Origin of the sequence: Loigolactobacillus jiayinensis (genome assembly GCF_003946445.1) — a bacterium.
Classification (GTDB): Bacteria; Bacillota; Bacilli; order Lactobacillales; family Lactobacillaceae; genus Loigolactobacillus; species Loigolactobacillus jiayinensis.
The window spans coordinates 1-9,090 of record NZ_RHOF01000088.1 but is presented as its reverse complement, the minus strand read 5'-3'; the positions used below and the strand labels follow the sequence as shown (position 1 = coordinate 9,090).

The window sequence follows — 9,090 nt, the reverse complement described above, 5'->3', positions numbered from 1 at the left end:
TAGTAAAACCCCCGGTATTGGATTCTGGTCCAATACCGGGGGTTCACTTCAACAACAGATTATTGTTGTTAGCTCATTTTTTATTTACGCTTACTTATACTTCGATGTTTAGTGGCACTGGCCTGCCGGTGTAGTAGCCTTGAACGATGTCGCAAGGATAATCCTTGTCAACGATGGCTAATTCTGCGGCAGTTTCAATACCTTCAATGGCAAATACTTTTTTATGGCGCTGGGCTAAAGCATACCAAGGATCTAATATTTCAGTTATTTGTTTAAAATCAGCGGCAAAGCGAAAATTCTGGCAGGCAAATTTATACTCATCGACATAATCATTAAGCGCTAAGACTAGGCCAAGCGTATTTCTACCGGAACCGACGTCGTCAACACAAACTTGTAAATTTAGCTTGTGGAAGTACTTAGCTGCTGCCAATAGCTGTTGTACCGTCACCTGGTCGTCAGCGCGTTCAGTTAACTCGGTGTATAAAATAATGGACGTCGTTTGCTGGACTTCAGCGATCATATCGATATAGCTATGATCAATAAATTGTGCCGGCTCTAAATTAAAGGCAACTGAGACAACGTTTGCTGGCATCAGGGGCATTGTTTTAAGCAGTAAAGCTTTAAGTTGCGCAACCGTAATTGCGTTAAAGTCTTTTGGCAGCTGCCAGCCCGCTGCTGTATGTTCACGGATAAATAACTCATAGCCGATAGGGGGCCGAGTTGCTCCATCACTTTTGAACTTTGGTTGTCCATAAAAAGTTAGCAAAACAACGTTCCTCCAATTGTAAATAAAAATATCGCGGGCGTGAACGCACCATGTTTAGGGCGTTTACGCGAACTTATCTCTTCAATATAAGTCATTGCACTATAATACCACTTGCAGTCTAAAATAAAAAATAACATTTGTAAAGATATTTGGGTTCTCTGTTAGTTATTGGTTGCTGCAACAATTATACTGCTGTGACTAGAATTTAGCGTAAAAAAAAGCTTGGGTTTGCACCCAAACTTTCTGTGCCTATGTTAATGCGGCTACGATAGCTTGATTAAAGTCAGGTAGATCATCGGGATTGCGGCTGGTGATCAAGTTGTCGCTGACGACTACTGCCTGATCTTCGACAGTTGCACCAGCATAAGCTAGATCTGGCTGCACTGTTTTATAGGCGGTTAAATGGAGTTGATCGGCTAAACCAGCTTGAATGAATAATTGTGGTCCATGACAAATGGCAAAAATTGGCCGTTTTTGTTCAAAGAAGGCCTTAGTGAAATCAACAAAGCGTTGATCGCCACGCAACTGATCTGGGGAAAAGCCGCCGGGGATGAGCAGGGCACAAAATTCTTCCGGCATCACGTCATCAATGCCACGATCGATTAAAAACGGGGTCCCTTTTTTACCTTGGATAATCTCGCCAGCACGTTGGCCGATCAAGCATAATTTGTAGCCAGCGGCGACTAAGGCCTCACGCGGGCTGGTCAGTTCTACATCTTCGACACCATTTGTGACGATAACTGCGATTAGATTATTTTTCATTGAATCCCTCCTGGCCTGAATTAAGGCGTTGTTAGTAATGAGCGTGTGTCTAAAAACATAAGATGCGCTGTTAGACATTCTTTAGTGTAGCAAGCTTTTGGGCGGCAACTCAATAAATACGCGTGCGGTTCGGTATGCCTAACTTATAAGTTCAGTGCTATAATGAAAGCGAAACTAAAAACAAATTAGGAAGGCGATTGATCATGTCTGATCAGGTTTATACCGATTATTTCTTTGATGAGTCAGCGTTTAATACCCATGATGGCGGTTATGTGCCACTGGAAGAGGCCAATGCGCCACAACAGCCGTTGAATGTGCCACCATTGCTTAAGCCAGACAAAGAAACGGCCACTGACACTTACTATACTGTAATTGCGCAAACCGGCGAAACGCAATTTTTGCCCGGCGCGAAAACGAAAACCTGGGGTTACAACAATAGTGTCCTCGGCCAGACGATCGTATTTGAAAAGGGCAAACATATTCATGTAACGTTGAAAAATGAGCTGCCTGAGCTGACTACTTTTCACTGGCACGGCCTTAATGTTATTGGCCCCTATGTTGATGGTGGCTGCCATGCCCCAGTCTATCCTGGTAAAGGCAGTCAGATCGACTTTACCCTTGATCAGCCCGCCGCCACGGTCTGGTTACATGCGCATCCGTGTCCAGAAACTGCCGCACAAGTCTATCATGGCCTAGCAGCGATGGTATTAGTCAAGGATCAAGCCGAAGCTAAGCTACCGTTTCCGCGGCAGTGGGGCGTGGACGATATTCCATTGATCCTGCAAGATCGCCGTTTCCATGAAAATAATCAATGGGATTATCGCGCTGATTACGATCCTGACGGTGTTCAGGGACCGACCGCATTAATCAATGGCACGGTCAATCCTTATTTTGATGTCACCACGCAGCGCTTGCGTTTGCGGATCCTTGATGGCGCTAACCGCCGTGAATGGCGTCTACATTTCAGCGATGATTTAATGTTTACGCAAGTTGGTTCCGATGGTGGGACGATGCCAGCGCCAGTTAAATTGACGAAGTTGATGTTAACCTGCGCGGAGCGGGCGGAATTGATCGTTGATTTTGGCCAATATAAGCCGGGCGATGTGGTGACGTTGTATTCTGATGATGTGCCGTTAGTACGGTTCCGCGTGCAACAATTTGCGCCAGATAACACAAAGCTGCCCGCGCATTTAGCTGATATTGCTGATTTGCCGGTTACACCAGGTTTGCCAGTCCGCAAAGTGGTGATGTCGGGGATGGATGAACAAGTGCTGATCGACGGTAAAAAATTTGCCATGCAGCGCATTGATGCACGCCAAAAAGTTGGTGACGTTCAATATTGGGATGTGACTAATACCAACACGATGAATGGCGGCATGGTCCATCCGTTCCATATGCACGGTACGCAATTTACCGTTATTTCCCGCAATGGTCATGAACCTTACCCCAACGAGCATGGCTACAAGGATACGGTTGGCGTTAACCCCGGTGAAACGGTGCGCATTAAGGTTAAATTTGATCTGCCGGGCTTGTATATGTATCATTGCCACATTATCGAACACGAAGACGGCGGGATGATGGCACAAATTTTGGCTTACACAGCAGATAACCCGAACCCAGATTATAAACTGATGGATATGGACACGATGATGCAAGCACTCAGCGAAGAGCGCGGTGTACCAATGGATCAGTTATGGATGGGCGGCATGGAATCCTACGCCAAAATGGGGATGCGGATGTAAAATAGCTGCACAAAAGAGGAAGTGGTAAGTATGGGGCAGTCCTATTATTCCGCGCTATTCTTCTTTGTTTTTTATTTGATTCTCTTAATCGCCGTAGCGCTGGGTCAAAATATGTTGGCCATGTACATGATGGCCAGCGGGATGTTGTTAAATGCTGGAATAGCACTGATGCGTAGCCGCAAGCGTAAGTAACTATTTTACGGTAGGCATAATGAGTATAAATAGACTATAATGTAAGTGTAAACATCAGGATAACAACTGAGGAGGATTGATCGTTATGCTACAAGAATATCGTAATATTTTGGTGCCAGTTGATGGTTCTAAGGAAGCGGAACTCGCGCTGGCAAAAGCTGTGGAAGTGGCCAAACGTAATGAAGCTCATTTGGATGTATTGGATGTTTTGGCGACCCAACAATTTGAGGTCAGCTATTCCAGCTTCGTCGATGGTGACGTCATCTATAAAATGTCAGAAGATGTGAAAACGTACTTGGACAAGCTGGTCACCAAAATCGAGCAGGATAGCGATTTTCATGATATCGACATCCATATTCGTTTCGGTAATCCTAAAATAGTGATTGCGCGTGATTTTCCCCAAGAGCATAAAAATGATCTGATCATGATCGGGGCAACTGGGTTAAATGCAGTTGAACGCATGCTGATCGGCTCAGTAGCATCTTACGTTAATCGAATGGCGATCGCTGATGTCTTGGTGGTCAAAACCAATATTGACAATAAATTACCTAAGAAAACCAAGAAATAGGTGACTCATGGATAAAACCCACGACTTACGGCACTGGCGCCGGCAGCAGCTTTGGACCAATGTATTGGCTGCCTGGGTGCTATTATTAGTCGGCGCAGCGCTAACTTACGGGTTAATGGTACTGATTGCACCTGATCTAGCTGGCCTGCAAAGCTTTTTGAAGCAAGCGGTTAGCGGCTTGAAAAATGATACCAACTGGCAAATGGCACTTAATATTGCGTGGCATAACGAGCGCGCAGTCTGGCTGGTTGTCATCCTAGCGTTGATTCCAGTACCATTGCTGTATTGGGTGAATTTAGTTGGGACGGCCGCTAGTATCGGCTTGGTGCTATACATCAATGCCAGCCACACACCAGTCGGCCTACTGATTCTAGCTGGTATTTTACCCCATGGGATCATTGAGATCTCCAGTTTTGCCGTGGCGGTAGGCCTAGCCAGTCAGCTCAACTATTACGTACGAAGTCGTACTCAAAATTGGCGCGCACACCGCTATGACTGGATCGGCCAACTAAAGTGGTGGCCGTTTATCAAGCCACTACTGCGCCTGTATCTACTAGTTGTCGTTCCTGGCTTGCTAATTGCGGCGGCCATCGAAGGCTTTATTACACCATGGTTACTAACTTTAGTCCGTTAAAAATAGACCAACTCAATGGTCTATTTTTTTATCCTTAAACGCTATTTCCACATATAAAAAGCCTGCAGTGGAAGCTGCAGGCCAAGACTAAGCATTGATTTCTTTGATGCGGTAGGCAACGATAGCTTTGATCAATTGCACTGGTAGCGGCTGATCATAAGGCAGCTGAATCGCACCTTTACTCGTTTTGTAGCCACGCAACTGCTCCGCAAAGGCTACAATCGGCGCTGGCGTCGGGTAGAAGCCTAAGTGCGCCTTGGCGGGGGCAAAATAAACCAGCACGTTGCCATTTTGCTGAAAGGCCGGCATTGAGTAGGCGATGGTTTCAGTTGCCTGTGGCGCCGCGGTCTGAATCAGCTCGCGCATGATTTGGGCAACTTCCTGCTGCATCGGCGCTAGTGTGGCGATATAATCATCAATTGTGTTCAAATTTATTTTCCCTCCTAGAAAGCGGCTTAGTCTAAACGCAGGCGTGGTATGATTTTGGTCAACGGTGGAATCAAAATGAAGTACAGAACCAAGTTGCCAAACGCATGAAACGTATCGAAGTACAGACCAGCGATGTAATAGGCAACAAATTGCGGCCAACCGCCGAGTAGCGGGTACTGGCCAAGGCTGACGAAGAAACCATATAAATAACCAGCCAATAAGCTAAAGACCGCCTGCAGCCAGAGATGGCGGCGTAAATAAGGTAGCTTACCAACTAGCCAGGTCAATACGACCACGACTAAATAGGCAAAAATCTGCGGAATTGTCCAAATACCGAAACCTAACAAGACGTTGGAAATTAAAATTGATAAAATAGCGATGTAACCACCTGTTACGACGCCAAAACTTAGGGTCATAAAAATAATAATATCGGTTACCGGCTGAATATTCGGTAGAAATTGAAACAAGTAACGGCCGACGACACACAGAGCGGTGATCAGCGATACCACAGCGATGTAACGTGGCGTATAACGCGATTTACTTGTCGGCATTTAACGTGAAGCTGACCTTATCGTTATTTTTCAGGTAAGTCTTTTTAGCGCCTTTAGTGGCATCCTTACCGTTGATCTGGTATAACCAGTATTTTTGCGCCTTGGTGTTTTGCTTGTGACCATTGATCGACGTGATCATACCGTCGTCTTCCTTGATCGTATAATGTTTCTTCAAGACCTTCATCAAGTTGGTCTTACTGGTCGTGGTTACTTTTTTCTTGCTGATCTTTTTATTATCAACCGTTAATGTGATCTGTGCCTTGACAGTTTTGGCCTTTGCTGCCGCAACTGGTTGCGCACTGGCGCCAAGTAGCCCCACACTTAACGTAAAAATGGTCGTTATTTTAACTAATTTTTGCACAAAAATCCCTCCAATGTTAACAGTATACCAGTGAATTGGCTTTCATTGGATAAATAATTGGTGGGAATCATGTTAGAATTAAATGAAAGCAAGTCGAAAAAGGTGACGCTGTGCTTGAAAATAGCGGGATAACACAGCTAAAAAGAGAATGGAGTTAAAGCAATGCAATTAAGCGATGCCCACACACATGCGACACAACAAAGTTATGTCCGCCTGTTAAAACGAGAAAAAATTTACGCTACAATCAATTGTGCAACGCCCGCTGAATTTACCCGTAATCAAGCGTGGGTTGGTCATAGCCGGCGCTTGCAGTTAAGCGCTGGTATTCACCCTTGGCAAGTTGATCAAGTAACTTGGGCTGAAATGGCGCCAATTTTGGCCCAAGTACCGGTTATCGGCGAAATCGGCCTAGATAATGTTTGGACCAAAACGGCGCCAAAACTGCAGCAGCAGATTTTTACCAAGCAGTTAGCTTACGCTGAACAAGCGCACAAACCAGTGATCATCCACACCAAAGGGATGGAGCAGGAAACGCTGCGCATTCTGAAGACGTATTTTAACACGTATTTGATCCACTGGTATTCCAGCACTGAATACATTGAAGATTACTTGGCGCTAGGCTGTTACTTCAGTATTGGGCCATCATTTGCCACAGAAGAAAGCGTCCATTATTTACTCAATGCAGTACCGCTGGAGCGTGTGCTGCTAGAGTCCGATGGCATGGAAAGTCTAGCCTGGGCGTTGAATCAAGAATTGCCACTTAACGATTACCCGCAGATCATGGATGCAGGTATTCAGGCGTTATCACAAGCCCACCATTTGGCGCCGGATACAATTGCGGCGCAGTTAGTGACTAATTTGCAGCGCTTTTGGGCAGGGGAAAATGAACAATGAGTTAAGTAACGGTATTCACTAGCGTTGCAGTTGTGTTAGCGCTAGCGAACCGCTAAACTTAAGATAAACAAATGAGGTGAGCAAATGTTAAAAATTGGTGTGCTCGGGCTAGGCAATATTGCTCAGAAAGCTTATTTACCAGTGATGGCACGTATGCAGGATCAAGTTGAATGGGTATTGTGTACCCGTAATGTGGCAAAATTACAGCATTTACAGCAGCAATATGGGTTTCAACACACTGCGGCTGATCTAGACGCGCTATTGGCGCAAAAACCAACGGCCATTTTCATTCATACACCAACGCCAACTCACGCGGCTTACATTGAACAATGCTTGCGTGCAGGCGTTCACGTTTACGTCGATAAGCCAGTTAGCGATAACGTGGCTGATGTGAAACGGCTATACCAACTGGCAGCGCAGCAAGGTTTACTGCTAACGGCTGGCTTTAACCGCCGCTTCGCACCATTTAATGCAAAGTTACAGCAACAGCCAGCGCAAACCGTTTTAGTCCAAAAGGAGCGCGTTGCTACGCTGCAGCCAGTGCCGTTTGTCATTTTTGATTTAATGCCCCATGTGGTTGATACTGCGTTGTTCTTACTTGGCCAGACGCCAACGCACTACCACTATCGCGTGCTGGCACAGCATGGCGCTTTGCTGCAAGCTAGCGTGGTCATGGAGACACCGACTGCAACCGCCTATGCGCTACTAAATATGCAGGCTGGTGCCAACAGCGAAACGGCTGAAGTGCAGAACCCGCAAGGCATTGCCAAGGTCACTGACCTAGCAACGTATGCGCTGCAGGCTAACGGAATGACGACCCAAGAGCAATTTCCAGATTGGACGCCTAATTTGCAACGCCGCGGTTTTGCGCCACTGATCCATGACTTCGTTGCGGCTGTTCAAGGTAAGCAAGCCAATCCAGTCAGCCCAGCATCCAGTATTTTAACACACCAAGTTTGTCAGAATTTATTAGCTTACGCGCAGAAAAACAAACTCATTTAACCCAAGGAGGGAACCGCCCATGAGCGACTTACTCGCACTTTACGCCGCCACTAAGCACGCCATCATGCAGCACCCATTATCGGTTGAACAAATTAGTGAATTTCGCCGGCAACTCACTGAATTAGCCTTACCACGTGAAGCAGCATTAGAACAGGCAATTGCTGCGCTGATCGACGAGAATCTAACCTTCCCGCGTTTTCAAATCTTTTATGTACAAAATATCAACAGTGACGGTAGCCTATTTTCCTTTCCCATCCATCCATTTCACTGGCAAGCGATGAGTGCCCCAGAGCGTGACAGCTTTGTGACCAACGCCTTTATCTATCAAGGCACCGCGGTGGACATGACGACAGCCACTGAATTAATTAAATAACAGATATCGCATGGAAACACTAGCGTAATGTAAAGCGGTGATGCCCAAATTAGCAAACACAGGCTAGTTTGGGCATTTTAAGACTAAATTTTTTTATAAAACTGCTTTCATAACAAAGGAACATGTGCTAAATTAAGGTAAGCGTTTGCTAATAGTAACTGGAGGAATAGTTATGGATGCAACTACCTGGTTTAATCATTATGTGCAGAAAAAAATGCTTGAACAACCCAAAGAAGTCACGACTAAAATGGCAGTGGCGGGACACTATATATCGCTCGATCCAGTAGTACCACAGGCTTATCAGCACATGTTAAGTCGCTTCACGCCTAAAATACAACGGGATGCTAAGCGCATAATTTGTATTATAAATAATTTGTTAGTGCAGGCCATACCAGAACTCGATCAAGCCTTATTGATCAGTATATGGACAGAGTACTTGCAGGTCACTAAGCGACTTAATGAACAAGAAATGGTGTATGATTTTTTGCAGTATTTTAATACTCACTTAACCACGCCGGTACCTGCGTATGCTAATGCACAAATTAATGCTAACCAACTAACCGCACAACAGCAACAACACTATAGCACAGTTATCGAAACGTATGAACAATTAGCTGGCAAGGCATTGGAATGCCAAGACCGCGGTGCCGACGAACGCGCCATCGCCTGCTGGCAACGATTTTTCACACAAGATGCTACGCCGTTACAAGCTAGTAAAGGTAATTAAAAAAGTAAGTTCTGCCAAGATTGTTATAGTCCCTTTGTTATAGTCCCTTTATGGTTGACAGATGAAATAATATAATTCATTTATCGATC

Annotated in this window: 13 protein-coding genes; 8 read left to right on the top strand and 5 right to left on the bottom strand. The window is 45.4% G+C overall.

Features of this window, described 5'->3' with window-relative positions; translation table 11 throughout:
* Window positions 1–94: 94 nt before the first annotated feature.
* A complete protein-coding gene (locus EKM80_RS14065; protein ID WP_125554258.1) occupies window positions 95–766 on the bottom strand; it encodes an EAL domain-containing protein in 672 nt (223 codons plus the stop codon).
* Window positions 767–1,015: 249 nt separating this feature from the next.
* Window positions 1,016–1,528: a type 1 glutamine amidotransferase domain-containing protein gene (locus EKM80_RS14060; RefSeq protein WP_125554256.1), complete on the bottom strand. Its 513-nt coding sequence runs from the start codon at window positions 1,526–1,528 to the stop codon at window positions 1,016–1,018.
* A 203-nt stretch (window positions 1,529–1,731) separates the two neighbouring features.
* On the opposite strand from EKM80_RS14060, the gene EKM80_RS14055 reads away from it, so the two are divergent.
* The 4 genes from EKM80_RS14055 (at window position 1,732) to EKM80_RS14045 (ending at window position 4,664) form a co-directional block, all read left to right on the top strand.
* Entirely contained in the window at window positions 1,732–3,270 is a 1,539-nt protein-coding gene (locus EKM80_RS14055) for a multicopper oxidase family protein (protein WP_125554254.1), read from the top strand.
* A 30-nt stretch (window positions 3,271–3,300) separates the two neighbouring features.
* Window positions 3,301–3,462: a hypothetical protein gene (locus EKM80_RS14950; protein WP_164509587.1), complete on the top strand. Its 162-nt coding sequence runs from the start codon at window positions 3,301–3,303 to the stop codon at window positions 3,460–3,462.
* 85 nt (window positions 3,463–3,547) lie between these two features.
* Window positions 3,548–4,030, top strand: coding sequence for a universal stress protein (locus EKM80_RS14050; protein WP_125554252.1), 483 nt, complete (start codon window positions 3,548–3,550; stop codon window positions 4,028–4,030).
* Window positions 4,031–4,037: 7 nt separating this feature from the next.
* Window positions 4,038–4,664 (top strand): stage II sporulation protein M, encoded by a 627-nt coding sequence (locus tag EKM80_RS14045; protein WP_125554250.1) that lies wholly within the window; start codon window positions 4,038–4,040, stop codon window positions 4,662–4,664.
* An 87-nt stretch (window positions 4,665–4,751) separates the two neighbouring features.
* Here the strand turns inward: EKM80_RS14045 and EKM80_RS14040 are convergent, their stop codons facing one another.
* Genes EKM80_RS14040 through EKM80_RS14030 form a run of 3 tightly spaced genes read right to left on the bottom strand, consistent with a single transcriptional unit; the run spans window position 4,752 to window position 6,005 of the window.
* Entirely contained in the window at window positions 4,752–5,093 is a 342-nt protein-coding gene (locus EKM80_RS14040) for an iron chaperone (protein WP_386699641.1), read from the bottom strand.
* Between the two features lie 26 nt (window positions 5,094–5,119).
* Entirely contained in the window at window positions 5,120–5,644 is a 525-nt protein-coding gene (locus EKM80_RS14035; RefSeq protein WP_125554248.1) for an ECF transporter S component, read from the bottom strand.
* Window positions 5,631–6,005, bottom strand: a complete 375-nt coding sequence (locus EKM80_RS14030; protein ID WP_125554247.1) for a DUF4430 domain-containing protein — start codon at window positions 6,003–6,005, stop codon at window positions 5,631–5,633. The genes EKM80_RS14035 and EKM80_RS14030 overlap by 14 nt, the downstream gene beginning before the upstream one ends.
* Window positions 6,006–6,167: 162 nt before the next feature.
* On the opposite strand from EKM80_RS14030, the gene EKM80_RS14025 reads away from it, so the two are divergent.
* The 4 genes from EKM80_RS14025 to EKM80_RS14010 all read left to right on the top strand — a co-directional run bounded on the left by EKM80_RS14025 (window position 6,168) and on the right by EKM80_RS14010 (window position 9,001).
* Entirely contained in the window at window positions 6,168–6,899 is a 732-nt protein-coding gene (locus EKM80_RS14025) for a TatD family hydrolase (RefSeq protein WP_125554244.1), read from the top strand.
* Between the two features lie 84 nt (window positions 6,900–6,983).
* On the top strand, window positions 6,984–7,901 hold the full coding sequence (locus EKM80_RS14020; RefSeq protein WP_125554242.1) for a Gfo/Idh/MocA family protein: 918 nt from the start codon (window positions 6,984–6,986) through the stop codon (window positions 7,899–7,901).
* Between the two features lie 19 nt (window positions 7,902–7,920).
* A complete protein-coding gene (locus EKM80_RS14015; RefSeq protein WP_125554240.1) occupies window positions 7,921–8,274 on the top strand; it encodes a hypothetical protein in 354 nt (117 codons plus the stop codon).
* A 172-nt stretch (window positions 8,275–8,446) separates the two neighbouring features.
* On the top strand, window positions 8,447–9,001 hold the full coding sequence (locus tag EKM80_RS14010; protein ID WP_125554238.1) for a hypothetical protein: 555 nt from the start codon (window positions 8,447–8,449) through the stop codon (window positions 8,999–9,001).
* Window positions 9,002–9,090: the final 89 nt, after the last annotated feature.

Coding starts and splice junctions, on each gene's coding strand:
- EKM80_RS14060 (WP_125554256.1), bottom strand. CDS start 1,528: ATGAAAAATAATCTAATCGCAGTTATCGTCACAAATGGTGTCGAAGAT.
- EKM80_RS14055 (WP_125554254.1), top strand. CDS start 1,732: ATGTCTGATCAGGTTTATACCGATTATTTCTTTGATGAGTCAGCGTTT.
- EKM80_RS14950 (WP_164509587.1), top strand. CDS start 3,301: ATGGGGCAGTCCTATTATTCCGCGCTATTCTTCTTTGTTTTTTATTTG.
- EKM80_RS14050 (WP_125554252.1), top strand. CDS start 3,548: ATGCTACAAGAATATCGTAATATTTTGGTGCCAGTTGATGGTTCTAAG.
- EKM80_RS14045 (WP_125554250.1), top strand. CDS start 4,038: ATGGATAAAACCCACGACTTACGGCACTGGCGCCGGCAGCAGCTTTGG.
- EKM80_RS14035 (WP_125554248.1), bottom strand. CDS start 5,644: ATGCCGACAAGTAAATCGCGTTATACGCCACGTTACATCGCTGTGGTA.
- EKM80_RS14025 (WP_125554244.1), top strand. CDS start 6,168: ATGCAATTAAGCGATGCCCACACACATGCGACACAACAAAGTTATGTC.
- EKM80_RS14020 (WP_125554242.1), top strand. CDS start 6,984: ATGTTAAAAATTGGTGTGCTCGGGCTAGGCAATATTGCTCAGAAAGCT.
- EKM80_RS14015 (WP_125554240.1), top strand. CDS start 7,921: ATGAGCGACTTACTCGCACTTTACGCCGCCACTAAGCACGCCATCATG.
- EKM80_RS14010 (WP_125554238.1), top strand. CDS start 8,447: ATGGATGCAACTACCTGGTTTAATCATTATGTGCAGAAAAAAATGCTT.